Annotated in this window: 25 protein-coding genes; 18 read left to right on the plus strand and 7 right to left on the minus strand. The window is 57.9% G+C overall.

The window, feature by feature from the left end; translation table 11 throughout:
- The first annotated feature begins 119 nt into the window (after positions 1–119).
- From AAGD24_RS12360 to htpX, 3 genes are all read left to right on the plus strand, one after another.
- The gene (locus AAGD24_RS12360) at positions 120–1,334 is read left to right on the plus strand and encodes a pyridoxal phosphate-dependent aminotransferase (RefSeq protein WP_036205287.1); all 1,215 of its coding nucleotides are present in this window, start codon (positions 120–122) and stop codon (positions 1,332–1,334) included.
- 10 nt (positions 1,335–1,344) lie between these two features.
- On the plus strand, positions 1,345–1,806 hold the full coding sequence (locus tag AAGD24_RS12365; protein ID WP_041334247.1) for a hypothetical protein: 462 nt from the start codon (positions 1,345–1,347) through the stop codon (positions 1,804–1,806).
- Between the two features lie 97 nt (positions 1,807–1,903).
- Positions 1,904–2,785 (plus strand): protease HtpX, encoded by an 882-nt coding sequence (htpX, locus tag AAGD24_RS12370; protein WP_091641347.1) that lies wholly within the window; start codon positions 1,904–1,906, stop codon positions 2,783–2,785.
- A gap of 30 nt (positions 2,786–2,815) precedes the next feature.
- Here htpX and pdxB read toward each other — a convergent pair whose 3' ends face one another.
- From pdxB to AAGD24_RS12385, 3 genes are read right to left on the minus strand one after another with little or no spacing between them, the layout of a single operon-like run.
- Positions 2,816–3,970: a 4-phosphoerythronate dehydrogenase PdxB gene (gene pdxB / locus AAGD24_RS12375; protein ID WP_278367520.1), complete on the minus strand. Its 1,155-nt coding sequence runs from the start codon at positions 3,968–3,970 to the stop codon at positions 2,816–2,818.
- A gap of 19 nt (positions 3,971–3,989) precedes the next feature.
- Positions 3,990–5,276, minus strand: coding sequence for a DEAD/DEAH box helicase (locus AAGD24_RS12380; RefSeq protein WP_041334245.1), 1,287 nt, complete (start codon positions 5,274–5,276; stop codon positions 3,990–3,992).
- Between the two features lie 6 nt (positions 5,277–5,282).
- Entirely contained in the window at positions 5,283–5,861 is a 579-nt protein-coding gene (locus AAGD24_RS12385; protein WP_041336666.1) for an elongation factor P hydroxylase, read from the minus strand.
- Positions 5,862–6,011: 150 nt separating this feature from the next.
- Between AAGD24_RS12385 and dsbD the strand changes: the two genes are divergently transcribed.
- Positions 6,012–7,925: a protein-disulfide reductase DsbD gene (gene dsbD, locus AAGD24_RS12390; protein ID WP_075196233.1), complete on the plus strand. Its 1,914-nt coding sequence runs from the start codon at positions 6,012–6,014 to the stop codon at positions 7,923–7,925.
- 10 nt (positions 7,926–7,935) lie between these two features.
- Here the strand turns inward: dsbD and tusA are convergent, their stop codons facing one another.
- Complete coding sequence (gene tusA / locus AAGD24_RS12395; protein ID WP_041334240.1) at positions 7,936–8,175, minus strand: sulfurtransferase TusA; 240 nt, start codon at positions 8,173–8,175, stop codon at positions 7,936–7,938.
- Between the two features lie 89 nt (positions 8,176–8,264).
- On the opposite strand from tusA, the gene AAGD24_RS12400 reads away from it, so the two are divergent.
- The gene (locus AAGD24_RS12400) at positions 8,265–8,549 is read left to right on the plus strand and encodes an antibiotic biosynthesis monooxygenase (protein WP_041334237.1); all 285 of its coding nucleotides are present in this window, start codon (positions 8,265–8,267) and stop codon (positions 8,547–8,549) included.
- Positions 8,550–8,569: 20 nt separating this feature from the next.
- On the opposite strand, the gene rlmM is transcribed toward AAGD24_RS12400, so the two are convergent.
- A complete protein-coding gene (gene rlmM / locus AAGD24_RS12405; RefSeq protein WP_199480592.1) occupies positions 8,570–9,646 on the minus strand; it encodes a 23S rRNA (cytidine(2498)-2'-O)-methyltransferase RlmM in 1,077 nt (358 codons plus the stop codon).
- A gap of 112 nt (positions 9,647–9,758) precedes the next feature.
- Here rlmM and AAGD24_RS12410 point away from each other — a divergent pair, with 112 nt between their 5' ends.
- Positions 9,759–11,600: a diguanylate cyclase gene (locus AAGD24_RS12410; RefSeq protein WP_199480591.1), complete on the plus strand. Its 1,842-nt coding sequence runs from the start codon at positions 9,759–9,761 to the stop codon at positions 11,598–11,600.
- A gap of 1 nt (position 11,601) precedes the next feature.
- Here the strand turns inward: AAGD24_RS12410 and AAGD24_RS12415 are convergent, their stop codons facing one another.
- Positions 11,602–12,264 (minus strand): alpha/beta family hydrolase, encoded by a 663-nt coding sequence (locus tag AAGD24_RS12415; protein WP_379865294.1) that lies wholly within the window; start codon positions 12,262–12,264, stop codon positions 11,602–11,604.
- Positions 12,265–12,492: 228 nt separating this feature from the next.
- On the opposite strand from AAGD24_RS12415, the gene ccoN reads away from it, so the two are divergent.
- The 9 genes from ccoN to AAGD24_RS12460 all read left to right on the plus strand — a co-directional run bounded on the left by ccoN (position 12,493) and on the right by AAGD24_RS12460 (position 21,163).
- Positions 12,493–13,923 (plus strand): cytochrome-c oxidase, cbb3-type subunit I, encoded by a 1,431-nt coding sequence (ccoN, locus tag AAGD24_RS12420; protein ID WP_007153696.1) that lies wholly within the window; start codon positions 12,493–12,495, stop codon positions 13,921–13,923.
- 15 nt (positions 13,924–13,938) lie between these two features.
- On the plus strand, positions 13,939–14,547 hold the full coding sequence (ccoO, locus tag AAGD24_RS12425; RefSeq protein WP_007153695.1) for a cytochrome-c oxidase, cbb3-type subunit II: 609 nt from the start codon (positions 13,939–13,941) through the stop codon (positions 14,545–14,547).
- Between the two features lie 5 nt (positions 14,548–14,552).
- Complete coding sequence (locus tag AAGD24_RS12430; RefSeq protein WP_036205261.1) at positions 14,553–14,738, plus strand: CcoQ/FixQ family Cbb3-type cytochrome c oxidase assembly chaperone; 186 nt, start codon at positions 14,553–14,555, stop codon at positions 14,736–14,738.
- Positions 14,735–15,625, plus strand: a complete 891-nt coding sequence (gene ccoP, locus AAGD24_RS12435) for a cytochrome-c oxidase, cbb3-type subunit III (RefSeq protein ID WP_041334233.1) — start codon at positions 14,735–14,737, stop codon at positions 15,623–15,625. Before AAGD24_RS12430 ends, ccoP begins: the two co-directional genes overlap by 4 nt.
- 132 nt (positions 15,626–15,757) lie before the next feature.
- A complete protein-coding gene (gene ccoG / locus AAGD24_RS12440) occupies positions 15,758–17,191 on the plus strand; it encodes a cytochrome c oxidase accessory protein CcoG (RefSeq protein WP_075196237.1) in 1,434 nt (477 codons plus the stop codon).
- A gap of 44 nt (positions 17,192–17,235) precedes the next feature.
- A complete protein-coding gene (locus AAGD24_RS12445) occupies positions 17,236–17,751 on the plus strand; it encodes a FixH family protein (RefSeq protein ID WP_075196238.1) in 516 nt (171 codons plus the stop codon).
- A complete protein-coding gene (locus AAGD24_RS12450) occupies positions 17,748–20,195 on the plus strand; it encodes a heavy metal translocating P-type ATPase (protein ID WP_085680189.1) in 2,448 nt (815 codons plus the stop codon). The genes AAGD24_RS12445 and AAGD24_RS12450 overlap by 4 nt, the downstream gene beginning before the upstream one ends.
- Positions 20,196–20,237: 42 nt before the next feature.
- The gene (gene ccoS / locus AAGD24_RS12455) at positions 20,238–20,465 is read left to right on the plus strand and encodes a cbb3-type cytochrome oxidase assembly protein CcoS (RefSeq protein ID WP_041334231.1); all 228 of its coding nucleotides are present in this window, start codon (positions 20,238–20,240) and stop codon (positions 20,463–20,465) included.
- Positions 20,465–21,163, plus strand: a complete 699-nt coding sequence (locus AAGD24_RS12460; RefSeq protein ID WP_085680187.1) for a sulfite exporter TauE/SafE family protein — start codon at positions 20,465–20,467, stop codon at positions 21,161–21,163. Before ccoS ends, AAGD24_RS12460 begins: the two co-directional genes overlap by 1 nt.
- Before the next feature lie 29 nt (positions 21,164–21,192).
- Here the strand turns inward: AAGD24_RS12460 and ttcA are convergent, their stop codons facing one another.
- Entirely contained in the window at positions 21,193–22,104 is a 912-nt protein-coding gene (gene ttcA, locus AAGD24_RS12465; RefSeq protein WP_126812329.1) for a tRNA 2-thiocytidine(32) synthetase TtcA, read from the minus strand.
- A gap of 74 nt (positions 22,105–22,178) precedes the next feature.
- Between ttcA and AAGD24_RS12470 the strand changes: the two genes are divergently transcribed.
- The 3 genes from AAGD24_RS12470 to AAGD24_RS12480 are packed head-to-tail and all read left to right on the plus strand — an operon-like array spanning position 22,179 to position 24,582.
- Entirely contained in the window at positions 22,179–22,823 is a 645-nt protein-coding gene (locus AAGD24_RS12470; protein ID WP_136633165.1) for a TetR/AcrR family transcriptional regulator, read from the plus strand.
- Positions 22,824–22,850: 27 nt separating this feature from the next.
- Positions 22,851–23,513 (plus strand): DNA-J related domain-containing protein, encoded by a 663-nt coding sequence (locus AAGD24_RS12475; RefSeq protein ID WP_136633166.1) that lies wholly within the window; start codon positions 22,851–22,853, stop codon positions 23,511–23,513.
- Between the two features lie 46 nt (positions 23,514–23,559).
- Positions 23,560–24,582 carry a polysaccharide deacetylase family protein gene (locus tag AAGD24_RS12480; protein WP_075196290.1) on the plus strand — a complete coding sequence of 341 codons (1,023 nt, stop codon included), beginning with the start codon at positions 23,560–23,562 and terminating at the stop codon, positions 24,580–24,582.
- Position 24,583: the final 1 nt, after the last annotated feature.

A 24,583-nucleotide genomic window follows, 5' to 3' on the forward strand; every position in this document is an offset into this window, starting at 1 on the left:
TTTGTGCCACAATTCATCACAATTGGCCTGTTGCCGCCGGCCGTTGCTCCGCTAGAATACAGGCTTGTCTTTGAAACATGGCACTTGTCATCTTACCGATCTAAGGAAATACCGGGCTTATGCAGAACTATCTCAAATCCGCCAAACTGGATAACGTGTGTTACGAGATACGTGGCGTGGTTCTGCGTGAAGCCCGTCGGCTGGAGGAAGAGGGCCACCGGGTTCTCAAGCTCAATATCGGCAACCCAGCGGCTTTCGAACTGGACGTTCCCGAGGAAATCCAGCAGGACGTTATTCACAACATGCCCCTGGCCCAGGGGTATGTGGAATCAAAGGGGTTGTTCTCTGCGCGTAAGGCGGTGATGCACTATTGCCAGCAACGTGGCATCGACAAGGTGGATATCGACGATATCTACCTGGGCAACGGCGTCAGCGAAATGATCGTGATGTCCATGCAGGCCATGCTCAATACCGGCGACGAGGTTCTGATCCCGGCCCCTGACTATCCGCTCTGGACGGCCGCCGTGACCCTGTCCAGTGGCAAGCCGGTTCACTACCGATGCGACGAGCAACAGGACTGGTTCCCGGATATCGACGATATCCGCAAAAAAATCACCCGCCGCACCCGGGCTATCGTGCTTATCAACCCCAACAACCCCACCGGCGCCGTGTACTCCCGCGAATTGCTGGAACAGGTGGTGGAACTGGCGCGGCAGCACAACCTGATCGTGCTGTCAGATGAGATCTACGACAAAATCCTGTACGACGGTACTGAACACGTCCCCACCGCGTCACTGGCGGATGACGTGCTGTTCTTTACCTATAACGGCCTGTCCAAGAACTATCGTGCCGCCGGTTACCGTTCCGGCTGGATGATTATCAGCGGCGCCAAACACCGCGCGCGGGACCTGATCGAGGGCATCGAAATGCTCTCCAACATGCGCCTGTGTGCCAACGTACCGGCACAGCTGGCCATCCAGACCGCACTTGGGGGCTACCAGTCAATTGAAGACCTGGTGGCACCGGGCGGTCGCCTGTTCGAACAACGGGAAACCGCCTGGAACCTGCTCAATGATATTCCAGGCGTCAGCTGTGTGAAGCCCAAAGGCGCTCTATATCTGTTTCCAAAGCTGGACCCGAAGCGCTTCCCCATCGTCAATGACGAAAAGCTGGTACTGGACCTGCTGCTGCAGGAGCGCATCCTCCTGGTTCAGGGTTCCGCCTTCAACATCGACGACAAGCAACACCTGCGCGTGGTCTTCCTACCCCGCGAGGACGCCCTTGAGGATGCCATGAAGCGTTTGGCACACTTCCTGTCGTCTTACCAGTTGTGAAGGGGGCTTGATGGCGGACATTCATATCGAAGAGTTCTACAAGGACGCCGCAATCGCCCTGGTTCAGCTCTACAATGCCTTTCCCCGCCGGGTGAACCTGTTTGTGGAAGACATTGCTGGCCCCGACGAACCAGACGAGTTCGGGCTCCACAGCAAGCGGCACATGGCCTGCTTCGGCACCCTGCTCTGGTTAGCTGAGGAAGGCCTGCTCCGCTACGTCGATACCATCCGCCAGGAAGCCCTGGACCAGGCCGTGCTGACCCAGCGGGCGTTCGTGCGCCTGAGTTCGCCTGCCAGCCCAGATCTGCATGAAGAAAACAACGCTGACAGCAGCCAGGACCTGCCACCGGCTATCCGCGAGGATTTTTCCACGCACATACACATGCTTCGCAACGCCCTCCGAAGCGGTAGCTCCGCAAAAATCAGCCGCGTAATGCAGGCGACGTTCTTTCGCGACCGGTCCGATCATTAAATTGGCGTAAACCTGTTGAACATGGCCACACTGGCCACATATAAATACCCAGACACAAACCGCGGTCTGCGGCCGACGATTCAACAAGGGATTCAAGATGCGTATTCTGCTGTTTCTTGCCACCAACCTGGCCGTCATTCTTGTCGCCAGTTTTACCCTGAAACTTCTGGGTGTTGACAGCTATCTCGCCCAGAACGGTATCCAGTACGGTTCGCTGCTTGCCTTCGCTGCGGTCTTCGGCTTTGCCGGCGCCATTGTATCGCTGCTGATTTCCAAGCCCGTGGCTAAGTGGAGCACCAAGGCAAAGGTGATCGAGTCGCCGCGTACGCCGGCTGAGCGCTGGCTGGTAGACACCGTTCGCGAGCTTTCAGAAAATGCCGGCATCGGTATGCCGGAAGTCGCCATTTTCCCGGCCTCACAATCCAATGCTTTTGCCACCGGCTGGAACAAGAACAACTCGCTGGTAGCCGTCAGCGAGGGGCTGCTGCACCGCTTTAACAAGGAGGAAATTCGTGCGGTCCTGGGCCACGAAATAGGCCACGTGGCCAACGGCGACATGGTAACCCTCGCGCTGATTCAGGGTGTGGTGAACACGTTCGTAATTTTTGCGTCCCGCGTGATCGGCTCGTTTGTTGACCGCGTGGTGTTCAAGAACGAAAGCGGGCATGGTATCGGCTTCTTCGTGGTCAGTATCGTGGCGGAAATCGTGCTGGGCATTCTTGCCAGTACCATTGTGTTCTGGTTCTCGCGTCGCCGGGAATACCGTGCCGACATCGCTGGCGCGCAACTGGCAGGCCGTGGCGCCATGATCAACGCCCTGGCGCGGCTGAAACAGGAAAGCGAAGTGCCTGATCAAATGCCCGACAGCCTGCAGGCGTTTGGCATCAATCGAGGTGCAAGGGCGGGCATCAGCGCCCTGTTCATGACACACCCGCCGCTGGACAGCCGGATCGAGGCTCTGAAGAGCGCGCAGCTGTAATCGGCGCGAACAGGCGCGTTCGAAGGAACGTCAGAGCTTCAGCTTGAAGCCAAGGGCCCGGAAAGTATCCTGCATGGATTTACTGGTGCCCTTGAGCTGGATCTTCAAGCTGGAAAACTCCCGCCGGACCGGATAATCCCGGCGCAACCGGTCAAAGGCCTGCGCCCGATCCTCCGGCTGCAGCGCCATTGCCAGCCGCATGCGAGCGTCATCCTGGCGCGGATCGTAGCAGGACCGTATGGCAATATTGGCTGACGCCATTTCTTCTGCAGCACTGGTAAAGGAGAGTTTGCTCAACGCTGGTTCTGGCAGGAACTGACCAGCCTTCTTGCGGGCGGGCAGTCCCATATAGCGACTCAGCGCCTGGTACACCACCTCACTACCCTGCACCTTGCCCTCCAGGCTATAGCCTGCGATATGGGGAGTGACAAGCCATACTTTTTCCACCAGTTCAGCGTTAACCCGGGGCTCATGCTCAAAGACATCCAGTACCACTGTAGGCGCGTTTGGCGCTTCCAGACGCGCCAGCAAGGAGGAGGTTTCAATAACTTCGCCCCGGCTGGTATTGATCAGCAACTGGTCTTCAGTCAACGAAGACAATCGTTCCTGCCCGAACATATGAAGCGTTGCGTGCTCTCCCTCGCGGGTCAGTGGCGTGTGCAGTGTTACCACGTCGCACGCCATGGCCTCGTCAAGACTGACAAATTTCTCGCCTTCGTCGCCTTCCCTTTCGGCCCGTGGCGGGTCACAAAGGCGCACATTGAAACCGAGCCTGTCCAGCTTGCGTGCAAGCTCTCCACCTACATTGCCGGCACCCACGATACCAACACTGAGTTTTGACCAATCCGCCACGCCACGCTTTTCCGCGTGCAGTGAGATCACTGACAGCACGTACTCAACCACACTGTTGGCGTTGCAGCCGGGCGCCGCCGAAAACGCGATCCCACTGGATTCAAGCCATTTCTGATCAACATGGTCGGTACCGATGGTACAGGTTCCAACGAAGCGGACCCGGCTTCCTTCAAGCAACGCCTGATTGACCCGAGTGACTGAACGCACCAGCAGGATATCCGCATTCTGAACATCCGCAGCAGACATCGTGCGCCCGGACACTGGTCGTATCTCGCCGATATCGCCAAAAAACGATTCCAGTAAGGGTATGTTCTCGTCCGCTACTATCCGCATGATCCTGCTTCCCAACCTGTTAGTTCCTGCGTTGACGCTGGTTTCCGCCACGTCCACCCTGGCTGCGGTTGCCTTGGGGACGCCGGCCACCACGCTTGCGAGTGATCGGCGGTTTGGCGAGTTCGGTCATCAGCGCTTCATCCGGCACCGCCGTGGTCAGTTTCTGGCTGATGTAGGACTCGATAGCCGGCAGTGAAAAGGCATCGTCCTCACTGGCAAAGCTGACAGAGACACCGTGCTTCCCTGCCCGACCGGTGCGTCCGATACGGTGAACGTAATCCTCAGCGTTGTCCGGCAGATTATAGTTGAATACGTGGGTTACACCGTCAACGTGGATACCACGACCGGCGACATCCGTGGCAACCAGCACCTGAATGCTGCCATTCTTGAACTGTTCCAATGTCTTCAGCCGCTTGTTCTGGGCGATTTCCCCTGACATCAGCGCGACCTTTACGCCCTGGTTGCGAAGGTCCTCATCCAGGTCACGACACTGGTCACGACGGTTCGCAAAGACGATGGCTTTTTCCACCTCGGGGCGCTGAAGATAGTTGACCAGTACCGGCAGTTTTTCATCCTCGCCCACCAGGTAGACAGTCTGCTTAACTCGCTCGGCGGTCTTCTGTTCCGGTTCGATCTCGACGAATTCCGCACTTTTGGTCCACATCGAGGCGAGGTTGAGGACGTCCTGGTTAAAGGTGGCGCTGAACAGCAAGGTCTGACGCTCTTCCTTTGGCGTGCACTTGCGGATAATGCGCTTCACATCAGGAATAAAGCCCATGTCCAGCATCCGATCCGCTTCATCCAGAATCAGGATGTCGAGCTGGTCGAGAAAAACGTCCTGAGAGCCCAGGAAATCAATCAGCCGGCCCGGGGTTGCCACCAGTATGTCAACGATCTCGTTCTGGAGCTGATCGCGCTGTTTATCGTAGTTCATACCACCCACCACGGTGACCACATTATGGCCCGTGTAGCCGCATAGTTGCTCGGCGTCCTTGGCGATCTGCATGGCCAGTTCACGGGTTGGCGCCAGGGCCAGAACCCGGGGTTCCGAGGCGAACCGGTCCTCTTTCGGAATCGGCGTTTCCAGCATGCTCTGGATAGCAGTGATCAGGAATGCGGCGGTTTTACCGGTGCCAGTTTGAGCCTGGCCGATCAGGTCCTGGCACGCCAGGGTGAACGGAAGAGTCTCTGCCTGGATGGGTGTGCAATGCTCAAAACCGATATCGGTGATGGCATCGAGCACTCGCTGGTCAAGGTTGAGATCCTTGAAGAAGGTTTTGCCGGCTTCGGGTGCGTCAGATGTCATGTTGCTTCAATCTACCTCAGTGTCTGTGGCGGAATCGTCGGGCATCAGGCGCCTGGTCTCTTTCTTCCAGACTTCGTTAAAATCAGCCGCGGTTCCGTAAAATGTCTTGAGCGTCTCGAAAAACAGGCCCGCGCGGGCCGGCATGCCGTGCTCAAGGTAATAATCTGCCTGCGCCCGCACATTCCTGCGAAAGGCGTTCTCATCCCATGCCCCGCAACCGGAGAGATTGTCGACGCTGATGTGGAAACGTGTGCCCGATGCGGCAGAGAACAGCCATTCCAGGGCCTGCGGCTTGATTTCAGCCTTTTCAAAGGCTTGCTGCTGCGCCTCGTCGCGGCCATCGGGACAGTACCAGTAGCCAAAGTCCCGAAGTGTGCGCCGGTGCTCACCGGCGATACACCAATGACTGATTTCATGCAGAGCACTGGCATAATAACCGTGAGCAAAGATAATCTGTGCGTAACTGCCAGACGCCGTTGCGGGCAGGTATTCAGGCTCATCGCTGCCCTTGACCAGAACGGTCCGGTAATCCTCCCGGAACAGGTCACTGAACAGCATGATAAGATCATCAGGATCGTGTTTCATGGGACGGCTATTGTGCGACTTTAGACCGTTCAATACCAGAGGGAACTTTTGCCTGACAAATGAGTCCATTGCAACCTTGGGATGCAGGGTTTCAACAGACACTGAGACCACGCAGATATTTCCAGAACCAGCTACGGTAATCCATTGACTATGACCGGCAACAACACAGCCTCACGCAGTAGTGCTCTCCATCGGGTGCTGAGCCGCTTTTTAGTGTTTCTGGCACTGTCCGCCGTATCGCTGTTCGCGTCCGCGGCAGGCAATTCGCTGTTCGGCGGCAGCAACGATTTCCTTCCGGTGGACGAAGCCCTGCCGTTCAATTACACCGTCGATACCGGCGCTATTGTGCTGTCCTGGGACGTCACCCCTGAACACTACCTCTATAAAGGCCGCATCCAGGTAAGCAGCAAAACAGACGGCGTCACCCTGGGTGAACCTGATTTCTCCTACACAGGTACCGATACGGAGGATGAGTTCTTCGGCAAGGTCACGGTCTTCTACGACCCGGTTCAGGCACGCGTCCCGGTCAATCTTCCGGAAGGCGTCCGCGAGGCGGAGCTTCAGGTTACCTACCAGGGCTGTGCCAAGGCAGGCCTGTGCTACCCGCCGCAAAGCCGTGACGCGCTGTACTACGCCAGCGCCGGAAGCAACGACGCCCCCGTTCCTGCCGGCATGTCCGGCTCTTCGGGGTCATCAGGCAATGCCCAGTCATCGTCAACAAATGCACCCACGGATACATCCTCGGCGACTGGGCTCGCCGGCTTTTTGGCCAACCAGTCTGTCCTGGTCATCGCGGCCCTGTTTCTGCTACTTGGGCTGGGGCTGACCTTTACACCCTGCGTCCTACCCATGGTGCCAATCATTTCCTCACTGGTGTCCAGTCGCAACACCAGCACCACCGCCCACGCGCTGCTGCTTTCCGGCAGCTATGTCCTGGGTATGGCACTGACTTATGCCGCAGCGGGTGTGATTACCGGGTTACTGGGTGCCAGTTTCAACCTTCAGGCACACCTGCAGTCGCCGTGGGTGCTGAGCGTTTTCGCGGCACTGTTCGTGGTATTTGCCCTCTCCATGTTCAACCTGTTTGAGATCCAGCTTCCCCGGTTTATCCGGGAACCGCTCAACGATGCCAGCCATCGCCTGACCGGCAGCCGCGTGGTCAGCATCTTCGGCATCGGCGCGCTGTCAGCACTGATCGTTTCACCCTGCGTGTCGGCACCGCTTGCTGGCAGCCTGCTTTACATCAGTACCACCCAGGATGCCGTCATTGGAGGCGTTGCCCTGTTCGCCCTTGGGCTCGGCATGGGCATTCCCCTGATACTCGTGGCGGTGGGTGGCCGCAAACTGTTGCCTTCCACCGGTCCCTGGATGAACGTGGTTAAGGCCTTCTACGGCGTCATGCTGCTGGCGGTTGCAATCTGGTTGGTGGAACGGCTGGTACCAGCCTGGCTGGCGCTGACACTCTGGGGGTTACTGATTGCCGTGACTGGCGTGCAGCTCGGAGCCTTCGATGCCGCAAAGGCTGGCTGGGAGCGCACTCGCAAAGGCCTCGGCCTGGTGATGTTTGCCTACGGTATTGCGCTCTTGGCCGGCGCGGTGTCTGGCGCCAATGATCCAATGAAGCCATTAGCGCCGTTCACGGCAGCCAACCCGGCGGTTGCGGGTGGCTCTGCCTCCCAGATGGCCCACGCCCAGTTCCTCCGCCTGGAATCGCCCGCCGATATTCGCAATCAACTGGCCCAGGCCAAACGAAACGGCACCCCGGTCATGCTGGACTTCTACGCCGACTGGTGTATCTCCTGCAAGGTTATGGAGCGGAACGTTTTCAGCAATGACTCTGTGATCCAGGCGCTGTCACCCTACACACTGCTGCAACTGGACATGACGGACAACACGCCCGCCCAGCAGGCACTGCTTGAGGAACTGGGGCTGTTCGGCCCGCCAGCCATTCTGTTCTATGGCAACGATGGGGCTGAGCTGGAAACCGCCCGGATACTGGGCGAAATGGACCGCGAACAGTTCCTCGGCCATCTGAACGCACTGGACATGTCGGGCGGCTCCTGACAGCCTTCAGTCACTCCCCTCGTCGGATGAAGTAAACAAACTCCTGGTCATCCTCGGCGCTGTACACCAGCTCGTGATTCAGGAACTGGCAGAACCTCGGTATATCCCGGGTTGTTGACGGGTCCGTGGCAACCACCTTCAAGACGCCCCCTATACTGATATCCACGATTCTATTATGCAGCAGCATGACGGGTTCGGGGCAAAACAGTCCCCGGGCGTCCAGCTCTGCATCGTGTTCCGGTTGTCCCAATGTTCTTCCTCCTGCGATTCCACCTGAATTTTGGAAAATACGTGCTAAATTATTGTTTATAGATGTCAAAAAACAAAACGAGGTAAACAATGATCCGGGTGCTGATTGAACGTCATATTGCTGAAACACTCGAATCCGCCTACGAGGACAGATCCCGCAAGGTCCTTCAGAACGCCGTAAGCGCCCCCGGCTTCGTTTCCGGTGAAACGCTGGTCGATACCCACGACTCCAACCATCGCCTTACCCTCTCCAACTGGCGCTCCGAAGCCGACTGGCAGCGCTGGTTCCTCTCAGAGGAACGCCGGGAACTGATGGCGGAGCTGATTCCAATGATGGACCGGGACGAGATTATCACCGTGTGGCAGCATAGCTAAAGCACGCTATTTACAGGCGCTCAGTCCCTGCGTTCTATGAAGCAGGTGATCTCCTCACGATCGTGGTAGAGGTGACGGGCCCTCAGCAGAAAGTTCATTTCCGTCTGTGCAAGGCCTTCTTCCAGGATGTCCTTGCACACCAACCACTCGTCGTATCGTTTTTTCATCGGTAGTTTCAGATTGAAAACGGTATAGCGACAAAGCTTGGCAGACAGCCAATGCACGACCATCTCCGAGGTTCGGCGTGGATGGTCGACGATATCGCACACCATCCAGTCCACACCGCGCCGGGGCCTCCATTGATAACCATCTGCCTCAACATGCTCTACGTGTCCGGAAGCCATCAACTCAACATTCATGGGCCCATTATCAACGGCGGTCACCATCATACCCTGCCGGACCAGTTGCCAGGTCCAGCCACCGGGAGCAGCGCCCAGATCCACAGCCTGCTTGCCGCTTCCCAGGTAGTCCAGTTCCTGGCCCGGGGGCAGGAACACCTTCCACGCTTCTTCCAGTTTCAGCGCCGATCGGCTGGGGGCGGACGCGGGCAGTCGAAGCCTTGGTATACCACTGACGTAACGCGCACGATTGCCGGCCAGGCTGAACCCGACGATGGCGCGTTCAAACCCCGTCAGCAACACTTCAAGCCGTGCCGGCGACTCAGCTTTCGAATCCTTCTCCAGTAACCCGGCGCCCCTGAGCGCTTTCGACAGTGGGGAAACCCATTTGCGGGCGAAGTTGCCGAGGTCTGCGTCAGCGTTGTTTTCGGGAAGACGAATTTCAATACGGGCACAGACAGGAATCGCCCCATCAACGGACCGCAATGCGTCAATAACGGCGCCGACGCGATCCGACGTGGGCAGGGCTACGTCCGCTAAAACCACAAACCAGTCCCTGACAAACACCAGCTGGTCGATGGACAGCCGCTGGACCAGCATCTCCACCTGCCCGGGCCCCGGGCAGTGAAAGGTCAGAAATCCCTGGTTTACAGAGGGCTCGAAGTAACCATAGACCCCGCCGCTGGCAGCCGAGTCGGTTAACTCCCGCCCCGCTTCCGTCTCGAACCCGGGACGACAAATTGCAATCAGTTGTTCCATTAGGCACCTGGACAGGGCTTCTCACCAGAAACCCCAAATTTGAATCTGTTTAACATATACACAGCCCGCATTTGTCTACACTATTGGGCTTTCCGCTGGCAGGAATACCTTAATGCCGCTGTACCTGCGCTTTCTGTTCCCACTGATCGGGCTATTACTGGTCACGGACCTGTCACTGGCGACCCATCCGGGAACGACACCTCATTGCCCGGCGCTGGACGCCATCGATCCGGTGCAACGGGAAGCGCTGATGAACCATGTCTGCTTCCTGAGCGCAGCACCCGACACGCCCGCACATCGGGCCGAATCCCCCCGTGAACTGCCGGCGGATATTCAATGGACATCCGCCAGGGGACACGATCTGGTATTCAGCCACACCGATTCGGTGTACTGGGTTCGCCTCAATGTTCGGAATTCCGGCGATAGCCAGAAGCTCTGGTACCTGAAGCTCAATTACCCACTGCTGGATGAAGTAACGTTCTGGCGCTCCAGCGAACTCGTTGAACCAGCCTTGACCACGGGGGACCAGCACCCCTTTCTCTCGCGGGGCATAGATTACCGGTATTTCCTGCTCCCCGTCACGCTCGGCGCTGGCGAAACCCAAACCATCACCTTGCGGATTCAGAGCAGCGGGGCATTGAACGTTCCGCTGTCGCTGAAAACGCCGGAAACGACGATCGCGGAAAGCAACCACCTTACCCTCCTGCACGGCTTCTTCTATGGGGCGTTGCTGGTCTTTGCGGTATTCAACCTGCTGCTCTTTTTCAGTTCCGGCACCGGCTACTACTTCTACAACGCCTTTTACATGGCATCCCTTGGGCTGTTCCTGTTCGCCATGGGCGGTTTCGCCAACCAGTATTTCTGGCCCGACAGTACCGGTTTCGCCAATACATCGATTCCCATGCTGATGTCGATCAGTTCGCTGGCCATGACCCTGTTCGGGCGCTCATTCCTCGAAATCCCCACCAACACGATTGCGAACAAGGTGTTGACGGGGCTTGCCCTGACCAGCGCAGGCCTGTTCATCATGGCATTCCTGTTGCCCTACAACAGATCCATCGTATTGAATACCGGGATTGCACTGCTGATCATTGCCTGCCTGTTTATCATTGGCATCATCCGCTGGCGCCAGGGATATTCTCCCGCCAAGTGGTACGTAGTGGCATGGTCTGGCATGTTGGCAGGCGCCCTGATCTATTCAATGGCTGCCTTTGGTTACCTGGCTGACTTCCTGGCACGGGAAATCTTTATGCAGGCCGCCGTTGGAGCGCAGGTTATTCTGCTCAATTACGCCATGGTGCAGCGTTGGCGGCTATTGAATAAAAAGCTTCTGGACGTAGAGCATAACGCCAGAACCGAGCTCGAGTTAAAGGTGCATGAACGCACCGCGCAGCTTCGCAGCACCATGAGAGAGCTGGAAAAGGCAAACCGGCAGCTGGCAACCCTAAGCCTCAATGACGCTCTGACCGGGCTCCATAATCGCCGTCATATGGACAACCTGCTGCCGGAACTCTGTGCCGAAGCCCGACGTACTGGTCAACCCCTGACCATTGCTCTATTGGATGCCGACCACTTCAAGGCTGTCAACGACTCCTGGGGGCACGAGTTTGGTGATCGTTGCCTGCAACACATTGCCGACATTCTCAGGCGCCACGTCAAACGACCCCGTGATGTTGCTATCCGCTTTGGCGGAGAGGAATTCGCCATCCTGTTACCCGGCACCGACGCGAATGGCGCTCTGGGTGTCTGTGAAGGGATTCTTGAGGATATCGCTGCGATACGCGTGCCTGCGGACGATGGCACACCGGTTACGCTGACCATGAGCGCCGGTACCGCCACGTTATCCCAGGGGGATGATGAGCGAGATCTGTTCCGGCGTGCCGATGAGGCGCTCTATCGTGCCAAAGCGTGCGGTCGAAACCGGACTGAGCAAGCGACGCCCGAGGTCTCCTGACTCATTCCTGCCCGATCATAAACCTCGCAGCTGCTGCCGCCGCCTGCTGAATCAGATCTTCCCGGCTCTCACTCTGTCGCGCCAGGGGCCGATAATCGTGGTCTCCACCTTCCAGCCACGCCAAATTTACGTTATCCAGGGTGTCCAGTGCACGCGCCTCAACCTCTGCCTGTTTGCCGAAAGGGTCCCGCGTTCCCTGAATGATCTGTATTGACCGGCACAGTGACTGGAAATGATCCGTCCGCCACCGATCATTTTTGCCAGGAGGATGAAAGGGATAGCCGAAACACACAGCACCACGCACCGCGTCGTCAATGCCGGGCTCAGCAGCCAGAATGCTGGCCATTCTTCCCCCCATGGACTTGCCTCCGACAAAAACGCCGGCCTGCCCGTCGATGCCGGCGCAAGTTTCTGCAATGACCGTGCGGAAATGCCCAAGTAGTGTTGGCTGGCGGTCTGGTGGCCGCTTTTTGCCATCCTCCCGCCGCTTCTCCATATAGGGGAACTCAAACCTGACGGTCGTCACGCCCTGCGCTGAAAGCGCTGCCGCCAGGAGCTCCATGAACGGCGAATCGGCGGGTGCACCTGCGCCATGTGCAAGGACAAGCACCGGCGCTGCCACACTACTTTTCGCCCTGGTTTTGAATACGGTTACAGAATTCACCAAACCTCCGAATTATGACTATCATTAGTGTTCCGGGAAGCAATGCATCAACCGAACATCAAAAACCGCTTTTGGAGCATTCGTGATTACCCTTGTAGATTCGCCATGTTACTGATTTAGACCCAGTTGACAGAGTTTCAGAGTTGATCTACGTCATTGCAAACAGCTAATCGTTTCTCCATACTTGCGCCCGCATATTTTCCCCACTCTAAACCCATTGGTAAGGCTATGAGCACAGTAAATGCTAACCTGACATACAACTACAAGGTGGTGAGACAGTTTGCCATCATGACGTTGGTCTGGGGCATTGTTGGCATGGGCATGGGTGTGCTGATCGCATCCCAGCTTGTTTGGCCCTCGATGAACCTGGATTTCTCCTGGACTCACTTCGGTCGTTTACGGCCGCTCCACACAAACCTCGTCATCTTCGGGTTTGGTGGTTCGGCACTGTTTGCCACCTCCTATTACGTTGTTCAGCGTACCTGTCAGGCGCGACTGATCTCCGATGGGCTCGCGGCGTTCACCTTCTGGGGCTGGCAAGCCGTGATGGTTGCGGCGATCATTACCCTGCCAATGGGCCTCACCTCTTCCAAGGAATACGCAGAACTCGAGTGGCCAATTGATATCCTTATCGCCATTGTCTGGGTGTCCTACGCACTGGTTTTCTTTGGCACAATCATGCGGCGCGCCACTGCCCACATCTATGTGGCCAACTGGTTCTACGGCGGTTTCATCCTGACCGTGGCCATTCTGCACATTGGTAACAACCTGGCCTTACCGGCGGGCGCCTTCAAATCCTACTCCGCCTACGCGGGCGTGACAGACGCGATGATGCAGTGGTGGTGGGGCCACAACGCGGTCGGTTTCTTCCTGACTGCAGGCTTCCTGGGGATGATGTATTACTTTGTTCCCAAACAGGCCAACCGCCCTATCTACTCTTATCGCCTGTCCATCGTTCACTTCTGGGCGCTGATTGCGACCTACGTATGGGCGGGTGGCCACCACCTGCACTACTCGGCGTTACCGGACTGGGCCCAAACCGCGGGCATGGTAATGTCTCTGATCCTGCTTGCACCCTCCTGGGGCGGCATGATCAACGGTATGATGACGCTGTCGGGTGCCTGGCACAAACTGCGTACCGACCCGATCCTCCGCTTCCTCGTGGTGTCTCTGTCGTTCTACGGCATGTCCACGTTTGAAGGCCCGATGATGGCCATCAAGACGGTTAACGCGCTGTCGCACAACACGGACTGGACCATTGGCCACGTACACTCCGGTGCACTGGGCTGGGTTGCCATGATCAGTATCGGCGCCATCTATCACCTGATTCCCAAGCTGTGGGGCCTTCAGGCCATGTACAGCGTCAGCCTGATCAACGTCCACTTCTGGCTGGCCACCGTGGGCACCGTACTCTACATCGTTGCCATGTGGGTGAACGGTATTATGCAGGGGCTTATGTGGCGCGCCGTCAACGAAGACGGAACCCTGACCTACAGTTTTGTCGAAGCCCTTGAAGCGTCCGAATCAGGCTATTTCGTGCGATTCCTTGGCGGTGTGATTTTCCTGACCGGTATGCTGGTGATGGCATACAACGTATACATGACCGTGCGTCAGAAGGAAGCCGTTGCTCAGGACAATACAGCAGCGCAAGCGGCGTAACGGGAGACAGAATCAATGAAACACGAAATTGTTGAAAAGAACCTGGGGCTGATGATCGTACTGATCATCTTCACCATCAGTGGTGGTTTCCTGGCAGAAGTGGTTCCGCTGTTCTTCCTGGACGAGACCAACGAGCCGGTTGAAGGCCTTGAGCCCCTGTCAGCACTGGAACTGGAAGGCCGGGACATCTATATCCGTGAAGGCTGTCACGTCTGCCACACCCAGCAGATCCGTCCGTTCCGCGCTGAAACCGAGCGCTACGGCCACTACTCCGTTGCGGGCGAGTTTGTCTACGATCGTCCGTTCCTGTGGGGCTCCAAGCGTACCGGTCCTGACCTGGCGCGTGTCGGTGGTCGCTACTCCGACGCCTGGCAGCGCCAGCACCTGTACGATCCCCGCAGCGTTGTGCCTGAATCCAACATGCCCGCTTTCCCGTGGCTGTTCGAGAATCGCATCGATCACACCAGCACCGAGTCCAAGCTGGAAACGCTCCAGACCCTGGGCGTGCCCTATACCGACGAGCAGGTTGCCGGTGCGGCCGACGAAGTCAGGGGCAAATTCGAAATCGAAGCCCTGGTGGCGTACCTGCAGCAGCTTGGTACCGTGATTTCAGATAAACGGTGATCCCCATGGATATTAACGAGTTACGCGGCATTCACTCACTGGTCATTATGGCCATGTTCCTTGGCATCATCTGGTGGGCCTACAGCGCCCACCGGAAGAAGCCCAACGACGAGGCGGCCCACCTGCCCTTCGAGGATGACGACGTGGAAAAGCGTACTCTTGAACAGGAACAAACGGAGAAAAAGCAATGAGTACCTTCTGGAGCATCTGGATCAGCGTGATCGTGCTCGGTACCGTGTTTGGCTGTTGGTGGCTTCTGTATGCCACCCGCAAGGGCCAGACCACCGATACTGAAACCAACAAAACCGTTGGTCATTCGTTCGATGGCATTGAAGAATACGACAACCCGCTGCCAAAGTGGTGGTACTACCTCTTTATCGCGACCTGTGTTTTCGCACTGGGCTATCTCGCCCTGTACCCGGGCCTGGGTAACTACAAGGGGCTGCTGGGATGGACCGCTGAGAACCAGTGGCAGGCCGAAATGCAGCAGGCCGATGCCCGTTACGGCGAGCTCTACGCCAAGTTTGGTGACACACCGGTGGCCGAGCTGGCAGAGAACGACGACGCCATGAAAATGGGCCAGCGGCTGTTCGCCAACAACTGTGCCGTCTGCCACGGTTCCGCAGGGCGCGGCTCCCTCGGGTTTCCCAACCTGACGGATGACGACTGGCTGTATGGCGGCGACCCGGACACCATCCTGACCACCCTGCACCAGGGGCGTAACGGCAACATGCCCGCGAAGGGCACCATGCCGGGCATGACCTCTGAGCAGGTCGATCAGGTTGTAAACTACGTGCTCAGTTTCAGCGACCGGGCAAAAGACGAAGAAGCCGCTGCCAAGGGCGAGCAGGTGTTTGCACAGGCCTGCGTGGCCTGTCACGGTCAGGACGGCAAGGGCAACCAGGCTATGGGCGCCCCGAACCTCACCGACAATACCTGGCTGTACGGCTCCACCTACGAGTGGATCAAGGAAACCGTGGTAAACGGTCGTGCGAACCAGATGCCCGCACAGGGTGACCGGCTCTCCGACGATCAGATCCAGATCCTGGCTGCGTACGTCTACAGCCTGTCCAACTGAGTACCCGGCCGGGATTCTGTCCCGGCCCGGTCTGCTCAACCCTTGGCCTGCCACCTGCGGACCAAGGCTTGAGAAGATCGACTGCCCCACAGTCCACTGTGAATCAGGGCGCCACATCATCGGGAGGTAACGATGAGCAGTGAGATTCCGGTCAAACAGATTGACCCATCCTCTGACACCTCCGACAACAATAAAAACACCGGAACTGTCGAGCTATACGCCAGCCGCAAAAAGATCTACGTCAAAGGGGTCAAGAAGGGCTTCTTTCAGCGTATCCGGAATGTCAGCCTGACAGCTCTGATGGGCATGTACTTCCTGTTCGTCTGGTTTACCGTGGATGGTCAGCCGCTGATTCATTTCGATCTCCCGGCGCGGGAATTCCACCTCTACGGAACCACGTTCTATCCCCAGGATTTTATCCTGCTATCGGGTATGCTGATCATCGCCGCTTTTGGCCTGTTTTTTATCACCACGCTGTTCGGCCGGGTGTGGTGTGGCTACACATGCCCCCAAACCGTTTGGACATTTATCTTCATGTGGGTGGAGGAGCGTATAGAGGGCAGCCGCAATAAGCGGATGAAGCTGGACAAGGCGCCCCGTTCCGCTGAGAAAATCGCCAAAAAATCCGCAAAGCACTCCGCGTGGCTACTGATTGCGCTCGCCACCGGCCTGACCTTTGTTGGTTACTTCTACCCCATCCGTGAACTCATCACCGACCTGTTCACCCTGCAGGCCAACGGTTGGGCCTATTTCTGGGTCGCCTTCTTTACGGCCGCCACCTACCTGAACGCCGGCTGGCTGCGTGAGCAGGTATGTCTGTATATGTGCCCCTACGCCCGCTTCCAGTCCGTCATGTTCGACCCCGATACCCGCGTGGTGTCCTATGATCCCAACCGGGGGGAGCCCCGCGGCGGGCGCAAGAAAGGCATTGAACCCTCGGAACTGGGCCTTGGTGACTGCATCGACTGTGGCCAGTGTGTTCAGGTATGCCCTACCGGCATCGACATTCGAGACGGGCTGCAGTACGAGTGTATTGGCTGCGCGCTGTGCATTGATGCGTGTGACGAAGTCATGGACAAGATGGAATATCCGCGCGGCCTGATTCGCTATACCACTGAAAACGAACTGGAAGGCAAAACCTCGAAGCTGATGAGACCGCGCACCTTTGGTTACGGGCTGGTATTGCTGCTGATGGTTGGCGCGATTGTATTCACAATTGCCACCCGGGTTCCGGCACAGCTTGATGTCCTGAGGGATCGAGGCGCCCTCTTCAGCTTCAACGGTGAAGGCCGGGTAGAGAATACCTACACCCTCAAAGTCGCCAATATGTCGGAAGTGCCGCAGACCTTTACGATCTCGGTTTCAGGCCTGGAAGGCATCCGGTTGCTGACCGAGAACACCCTGACGGTGGCGAGCAGTGAGAACCGGGCACTGCCGACGGTGGTGGATGTCGCGCCCGAGAAACTCTCGGAAAGCAACAATGCCATTGTCTTCACGCTTGAATCACAATCCGACGAATCGCTCGTTCTTGAAACCGAAAGCCGGTTTGTCGGTCCAAATCGCTGATCCCCTGACACCAACCAGGGAGACCAGCCTTGAGAGACAGCACTATGAATGAAAACGCACCCGTCGTTCCCTGGTACCGGCAACCCTGGCTCTGGTTCCTGCTGATATTTCCCGGCGCCGCCATTATCTGGTGCTCCATCGCCATTACGGTCGCGATAAACACCGACAACTCCATGGTAACCGACGACTATTCCAAGGAGGGTCGCGGGATCAACATGGCAATTGCACGCGACCAGAAAGCCCAAGACCTGGGCCTGACGGCAGATATGACATTTGGCGAACGGGAAATCACCCTCTCCATGGATACTGCCGACGGCCCTGCGAACTACCCTTACCTGATACTGAGCCTGTATCACCCGACCATGTCGGAGTACGACCGCACCATACAATTCCGGGCAATCGGCGAGGGACTATACAGCGCCACCCTGAATCAGCCGATTGAAGGCCGCTGGTACTTTGACCTGCGTGGCCCGGACAACCAATGGCGACTGAAAGGTGAGTCCAGCCTGCCATCGCAACGCTCCCTGAGCCTCGGTGCGGTCACAGAAGACCGCGGGTGATCCCCTTGGATTGTTATCATTGTGGTGAGCCGGCCACTGGAACGCCACCCATCACCCTGGAACTTGAAGGAGCGTTGCGACACTTCTGCTGCGTTGGGTGCAAGGCGGTCTGTGAGACCATTCGCGCCGAAGGCCTCACCGGGTTCTACCAGTTCCGCACCGAGCCGGCCGTCACCCCAAAGGCACTCAGCGATTCCGAACGGAACCGTATCCTCGAAGTGGACCATCCCCTGGTTCAGAAGTCGTTTGTATCTCCCGTTACCGCTGGCCAGGAAGCCACACTGCTTGTAAGCGGCATCACCTGCGCCGCTTGCATATGGTTGCTGGAAAACCACATGGCCAGGCAACCGGGCGTGGTGTCATTTTCCGTCAATCACAGCACCCAGCGCGCGCGACTGGTCTGGAACCCGGAGCACTCAAAACTCAGCCAGCTACTGATTGCCGTCCATGAACTGGGCTATCGAGCCCGCCCCTATCAGGCCGATGAGGCCGAGAAAGCCCTGAAAGCCGAACATCGCTCTGCACTGATCCGCCTGGCTGTCGCGGGGATAGGCTCGTTCCAGAGCATGATGCTGGCCTTTCCGCTTTATTTCGAACTGGTGAATGACCTGTCGCCAGAGTTTGTCAGTTTTTTCCGCTGGTTCAGTCTTCTGGTCGCCACCCCCGTAGTCCTTTACAGCGCTCGTCCGTTCTTCACAAACGCATTCAGGGATCTTCGCAGCCGTCACCTGACTATGGACGTACCGGTGGCCACCGCGATTGGCCTGGCCTATGTCGCCAGCGCATGGGTGACGGTATTCGGCGGCGAGGAAGTCTATTTCGAGTCCGTCTGTATGTTTACCTTTTTCCTGCAGCTTGGCCGCTACATTGAGATGCAGGCCCGTTACCGCGCCGGGCTGACAGGCAACGCGCTGGCCGGCTTCCAGCCCATGGTCGCCAACCGCATCCAGGGGAACGGCAGTGATATCGTCGCCACCCATGACCTGGCTGCCGGCGACGTTATTCGCATCCGGCCTGGCGAAACATTGCCCGCAGACGGCGTCATCGTCAGCGGCCACTCCACCCTTAACGAAGCGGCTTTGACCGGTGAATATCTGCCGGAAACCCGTAGCGAGGGTGACCCCGTCCATGCTGGCAGCATCAACGGCGAGAACCCGTTGGAGGTTGAGGTTCGCCGCGCCGGCACACAGACCAGACTGTCCGGCATTTTGCGGGTGCTGGATCGGGTGCAGGCTGAGAAGCCACCCGTTGCGCTGGCGGCCGATCGAATTGCCGGCGTGTTTGTCAGCCGTGTGCTGATCCTGGCCCCACTCATCTGGATTGGCTGGTGGATGGCCGGCGCCGATAATGCCTTCGACATTACGCTCTCGGTACTGGTAGTGACTTGCCCCTGCGCCCTGTCGCTCGCCACTCCAACGGCAATAACGTCGGCAACCATGAGACTTCGCAAGCTGGGCTTCCTTCCAACACGCGGACACACTCTGGAATCCCTGAACACCATCGACACGGTGATTTTCGATAAAACCGGCACCCTGACCCGAGGTGAACTCAGCCTGGTGGATACCCGAACCTTCGGCAACCTTGATGCGGATCGATGCCGGCAACTGGCAGCCAGCCTGGAGAAACATTCGGAACACCCGATCGCCAGGGTATTCCACCAGATACCCGGTTACGCCGCCAGGCAGGTACAAAACCACTTGGGCGGTGGTCTCTCGGGACAGGTAGACGGGGCACCCCTCTACATTGGCCACCGGGATTTTGTGGAAGATAAGGTGGGTAGCCCGGCGCCGGAAGCCGACACCTCCAAAGGCATGGAGATATGGCTGGCCACGGACCGTGGCTGGATGGCCAGGTTCACACTGGACGACGAGCCCAGACCGGATGCAAGAGAAGCCGTCCAGGCCCTGCAAAATGCAGGACTGCGCACCATTCTGCTCAGCGGCGACCGCTCAGGACACGTTGAGCAGATAGCAGGCAGACTCGGCATTGATGAAGCCATCGGCCAGGCCTCACCGGAAGAGAAACTCCGCGTACTGGAGAACCTCCGCGACCAGGGCCACCAGATCATGATGGTGGGTGATGGCCTCAACGACCTGCCCTCCATGGCCGGTGCTGGTGTGTCCGTGGCCATGGGAAGCGCTGCCGATCTGACCCAACTCAAGGCCGATGCAGTGCTGTTGAGCGGGCAGTTAACGCAACTGTCCGAAGCCCTGAAAGCCAGCCAGGACACACGCCGCGTCATCCGCCAGAACATGGCCTGGGCACTGGCCTACAACGTCTGCGCCCTGCCCCTGGCGGCAGCGGGTCTGGTTCCACCCTGGCTGGCGGCCATCGGCATGTCCCTCAGCTCACTGGTGGTGGTACTCAATGCCATGCGGCTAGGTAGGCAGCGAGGCAACCCGGTATCCCACGCCCCGGCGGTTGGCGCCGAAGCAACGTCCTGATACCGTGAACACTGAATCACCCAACACGTTTGAGGTAGCCCTGTGCAAATCGTAATGATCCTGGTTCCGGTCATGCTGATCCTGGTGGCACTAGGCATCCTGCTGTTCTCCTGGGCCGTCAAGAACGGCCAATACGATGACCTTGATGGACCTGCCCATCGCATCCTTTATGACGATGACAAAGACATGATCCCGGACGACGCCAAACAACCCAAGCAGGATGCCAACTCCAACTCTGCCGAGGAGCCGGGCGACAGCCACAAATCCTGATGGGCGAAGAACTTTACCTGAGTTATTCCAGCGCCTTCCTGATTGGCCTGCTCGGCAGCACCCATTGCCTGAGTATGTGCGGAGGGATCAGCGCGTCACTGTCCATGGCACTGCCTGTTGGCCGGGGCTTCCGTGTTCGCCAGACCGCCATGCTGCTCGCCTTCAATGGCGGGCGGATTGGCAGCTATGCAGCGATTGCGGCCCTGATCGCGCTGCTGAGCACCAGCGCCTCGGCCTATTGGACGCAACTTGGCCCGATACTTCGAACAATGGCAGGGATACTGCTGATCCTGATGGGACTGTCCATGGGGCAGTGGTGGCAAGGCATCCGCTACGTGGAACGCATCGGTGCCCCGGTCTGGAAACGTCTGTCACCGCTCACCGCCCGAGTGCTCCCGGTGCATCATTTCCACCAGGCGCTCATCCTTGGCGCACTCTGGGGCTGGTTGCCCTGCGGGCTGGTCTACAGCACCCTGGGCTGGGCTGCCCTGCAACCCTCGGTGGGCAGCGCGGCCACCACCATGTTGTTCTTCGGCCTCGGTACCCTGCCATCCATGCTGGCCACCGGTTACGCCGCCACCTGGATCCGAAAACTGCGGGAACACCAACGCTTTCGGCAGATCGCCGGACTGCTGCTGATTGGTTTCGGTATCTGGACCCTTCCTGTCACCGCCTTTTTGCATACCGGTCACGGATAGACAAGGGCTGGACTACCGGCTCGAACCGATCAGATATTAAGCACGTCCAACCGTCCGAAATCGGGTGTTTGGGGCTCGACCGTCCCGGCACTTTGGCCCGGTTCGGAATGGCGGTGACCCTCACGGAAGTTGTACAGGGAGGTATCGGCGAGGTGTGACGGCTCAACGTTACACATGGCCCGAAACATGGTTTCCAGGCGCCCCGGGTGCTGCTTGTCCCAGGTCTGGAACATGTCCTTGATCACCTGACGCTGCAGGTTTTCCTGGGAACCGCAGAGGTTGCAGGGAATGATCGGGAACTGGCGCAAGCTGGCGTAGCGCGCAATGTCTTTCTCCCGGCTGTATGCCAACGGGCGAATCACCGTGTTCCGGCCGTCGTCGCTGTGCAGAACCGGCGGCATGGATTTCAGCTTGCCACCATAGAACATGTTCAGGAACAGCGTTTCCAGCAGGTCATCCCGATGGTGCCCCAAAGCAATCTTGGTAACGCCGTGTTCTTCTGCAAAATTATAGAGAATTCCGCGACGTAGGCGGGAACAAAGTCCGCAGGTGGTCTTCCCTTCCGGTACTTTTTCCTTAACAATACTGTAGGTGTCCTTCTCGATGATGTGATACTCAATATCAAGAGCCGAAAGGTACTCAGGCAGCACTTCTTCCGGGAAGCCGGGCTGCTTCTGATCCAGGTTCACAGCAATCAGCTCAAAGCGCACCGGCGCGCTTTTCTGGAGATTCAGCAGGATATCGAGCATGGCGTAGGAGTCCTTGCCGCCAGACAGGCAGCACATGACTTTGTCACCAGCCTCGATCATCGAGAAATCAGCAATCGCCTGCCCCATTTCCCGGCGCAGGCGCTTCTGCAGCTTGTTCAGTTCCAGTTTCTGCTTGCGCTCCGCTTCAGGAGCCTGGGCGGTTTCGGAGTTGGCAGTTATTGCTTCGGGCATAGGAAAACGTCGTTCATAAGGTCAGTGAGCGTCGGATTATACGCGTGCAAAAGTTCCAGGGACAGGATACAGACATGGATATGTTAGACACAAAACCGGAAGCCACCGGTAAACGGGAATTCAACCGTATTCGCAACCGCAGTGCCATTCTTGACGCGGCGCGGGAGTGCTTTCGGGAACGGGGGTACGACAACTCCACCATCCGCGATATCGTACGCCGTACCGGCCTGGCGGCAGGCACCTTCTACAATTATTTTTCCAGCAAACAGGACATTTTTGCAGCTCTGCTGACAGATTTCCTAAGCGGCCTCAATCACAACCTTACCGAGTGCCGAAAGTCCGCCAATTCCGCTGAAGACTTCATCTACTTTGCATACCTTTCGCTGTTCCGGGCCACCGCCAGCGACCCCCTGGTTTACGAGCTGGCGCATCGTAACGATCGTGCCATCCGTGAACTGTTCGGCTCAGACATTCTCGGGCTTGCCTTGCTCTCCCTGGAGGACGATGTCAGGAACGCCGTTGAGCGTGGCCTGTTGCCGGAGATGGACGAAGAGTACCTGTGCGCCGCTTTCTTCGGGGTAGGCTACGAACTCAGCTTGCGCCTGGCCTACCGTGCCCACAATCGGCCCGCCGAGGCCGAGGCCGAGGCCAGGAATGCCACCCGGTTCGCGACCAACCTGTTCCTGAAGGGGTTGGAGCGGGACATGCCTCTTCCGTAACGGCGCCCTGTCGCCTACCATTGGGGCATGAATCAACCCGATACCGCAACACAGGGCGCCAAGGCGCTGGATGGTGACGCGCCCAATGAGACGCTGAATTTTCAGATTCAGCACCTGCTGGTTGCCACCGAGCATATTCTTCGTCGGCACCCAGCCGGAATCAACGAGCTGGTCCTTATCAAAACCCTGCAAAAGCCGCCCTGGGAGCTGATTGGCGAGGTCAACTTTGGCGAACCGGACAAGCTCTATCCGGTTCATTTCCTGCTGTTCCATGTGCTGTACCGGCTACGGGATCAGCTCGCCACCGGCGGAGAAACCCTGACCATTTCGCCACTGGTGATTCAACTTCGCAAAAGTTCTGTGGTGGCAGGCGCAGGTGTGCCCGACCGCATGGACGAACTGCGGAATTTTTACCTGGACCTGTCCAAGTACGAGCTGCCGGAAGACGCCATAAACCGGATGATGGACGATTTCTGGGCCGGGCGCAGCGGCAACCGACCCGCCGCCACAGAAGCGAGTGAAGCCGCAGCCGTCCTCGGTTTTGATGCCATTCCCCCTGGCTTTGACGACGTCAAACAACGCTTCCGGCGGGCTGTTATGCATGCGCATCCGGACCGGGGTGGCGAAACCGAAACCATCCAGGACCTAAACCAGGCCTTCGCCGTGCTCAAGGCTCACTTTCGGACCTGATTGCACCGGAATTCCCGATTTCAAGGACACACCAATGGCACCAAGAATGATGACCCGATCTCTCCTTCTCCTGCCCATCACGGCGTTCGCGCTGACTGCCAATGCCGATCTGGTAGTGCTTCAGTACCACCATGTCAGTGACTCGACGCCGTCCTCCACCAGTACGTCAGTGTCCCTGTTCCAGGGACAACTGGATATGATTGAGGATCTGGGGCTGGAGGTCGTTCCGCTTGAATCAGGAACCCGCGCAGCACTGGCGGGTGAGCTGAACGACAGGTCCCAGGTTGCCATCACCTTTGATGATGCCTACGAATCCGTCTACTCACAGGCAGCGCCAGCCCTGCAAGAGCGGGGGTATGAGTACACCATATTCGTCAATACCGAGGCCGTGGGCAGCCATGGCTATATGACCTGGGATCAGTTGCAGGAAGTCAGAGATCGCGACGGCGTGACCATCGCCAACCACAGCAAAGACCACGGCCACCTCGCAAAACGCCCAGGTGAATCCGATAACGATTGGGAGGCACGTGTCAATCGCAGCCTGGATGAGGCCCAGGAAACACTCTCCGAAAAACTGGGGACCAACATTCCGATGTTTGCCTATCCCTACGGCGAGTTTGACGACGCGTTATTACGCAAGATTGCGGCACGTGGCTGGCTCGGCTTTGGACAGCAATCCGGCGCCATCGGGGAGACTTCCGCCGCCACACGTCTGCCTCGATTCCCGGTGGCGAACGCCTACGGACAACTCAACAGCCTTGAAGACAAACTACGTAGCAAGGCGCTGCCAGTCGATGCCAACAAGCTGCCGGACGGCGTTATCTCTGAGAACCCGCCCACCCTCGCTTTTACCGTACCGAACACCATCAGCGTCGACCGGTTGAGTTGTTTTGCCTCCGGCCAGGGGCGCGTAGACTTCCAGGTATCGGGTGGAGATAAAGTCATTCTCAAGGCTCCTAGAAGCTTTAACAGCCGTCGTTTTCGCTACAACTGCACCCATCCGGCCCCCGATGGCAGCTATTATTGGCTGTCACAGCAATGGCTTGACCTGAGCCAGCCTGAAGACTGAA

The organism is Marinobacter sp. M5B, assembly GCF_042604615.1.
Lineage (GTDB): Bacteria > Pseudomonadota > Gammaproteobacteria > Pseudomonadales > Oleiphilaceae > Marinobacter > Marinobacter salarius.

Excerpts from the sequence above, each read along its gene's own strand:
- AAGD24_RS12480 (WP_075196290.1), top strand. The coding sequence starts at position 23,560 with ATGATGACCCGATCTCTCCTTCTCCTGCCCATCACGGCGTTCGCGCTG.
- dsbD (WP_075196233.1), top strand. The coding sequence starts at position 6,012 with ATGACCGGCAACAACACAGCCTCACGCAGTAGTGCTCTCCATCGGGTG.
- AAGD24_RS12360 (WP_036205287.1), top strand. The coding sequence starts at position 120 with ATGCAGAACTATCTCAAATCCGCCAAACTGGATAACGTGTGTTACGAG.
- rlmM (WP_199480592.1), bottom strand. The coding sequence starts at position 9,646 with ATGGAACAACTGATTGCAATTTGTCGTCCCGGGTTCGAGACGGAAGCG.
- AAGD24_RS12470 (WP_136633165.1), top strand. The coding sequence starts at position 22,179 with ATGGATATGTTAGACACAAAACCGGAAGCCACCGGTAAACGGGAATTC.
- pdxB (WP_278367520.1), bottom strand. The coding sequence starts at position 3,970 with ATGCGGATAGTAGCGGACGAGAACATACCCTTACTGGAATCGTTTTTT.
- AAGD24_RS12460 (WP_085680187.1), top strand. The coding sequence starts at position 20,465 with ATGGGCGAAGAACTTTACCTGAGTTATTCCAGCGCCTTCCTGATTGGC.
- AAGD24_RS12385 (WP_041336666.1), bottom strand. The coding sequence starts at position 5,861 with ATGAAACACGATCCTGATGATCTTATCATGCTGTTCAGTGACCTGTTC.
- ccoO (WP_007153695.1), top strand. The coding sequence starts at position 13,939 with ATGAAACACGAAATTGTTGAAAAGAACCTGGGGCTGATGATCGTACTG.
- AAGD24_RS12365 (WP_041334247.1), top strand. The coding sequence starts at position 1,345 with ATGGCGGACATTCATATCGAAGAGTTCTACAAGGACGCCGCAATCGCC.
- AAGD24_RS12380 (WP_041334245.1), bottom strand. The coding sequence starts at position 5,276 with ATGACATCTGACGCACCCGAAGCCGGCAAAACCTTCTTCAAGGATCTC.
- ccoP (WP_041334233.1), top strand. The coding sequence starts at position 14,735 with ATGAGTACCTTCTGGAGCATCTGGATCAGCGTGATCGTGCTCGGTACC.
- ttcA (WP_126812329.1), bottom strand. The coding sequence starts at position 22,104 with ATGCCCGAAGCAATAACTGCCAACTCCGAAACCGCCCAGGCTCCTGAA.
- AAGD24_RS12445 (WP_075196238.1), top strand. The coding sequence starts at position 17,236 with ATGAATGAAAACGCACCCGTCGTTCCCTGGTACCGGCAACCCTGGCTC.
- htpX (WP_091641347.1), top strand. The coding sequence starts at position 1,904 with ATGCGTATTCTGCTGTTTCTTGCCACCAACCTGGCCGTCATTCTTGTC.
- AAGD24_RS12475 (WP_136633166.1), top strand. The coding sequence starts at position 22,851 with ATGAATCAACCCGATACCGCAACACAGGGCGCCAAGGCGCTGGATGGT.
- ccoN (WP_007153696.1), top strand. The coding sequence starts at position 12,493 with ATGAGCACAGTAAATGCTAACCTGACATACAACTACAAGGTGGTGAGA.
- AAGD24_RS12410 (WP_199480591.1), top strand. The coding sequence starts at position 9,759 with ATGCCGCTGTACCTGCGCTTTCTGTTCCCACTGATCGGGCTATTACTG.
- ccoG (WP_075196237.1), top strand. The coding sequence starts at position 15,758 with ATGAGCAGTGAGATTCCGGTCAAACAGATTGACCCATCCTCTGACACC.
- AAGD24_RS12400 (WP_041334237.1), top strand. The coding sequence starts at position 8,265 with ATGATCCGGGTGCTGATTGAACGTCATATTGCTGAAACACTCGAATCC.
- AAGD24_RS12430 (WP_036205261.1), top strand. The coding sequence starts at position 14,553 with ATGGATATTAACGAGTTACGCGGCATTCACTCACTGGTCATTATGGCC.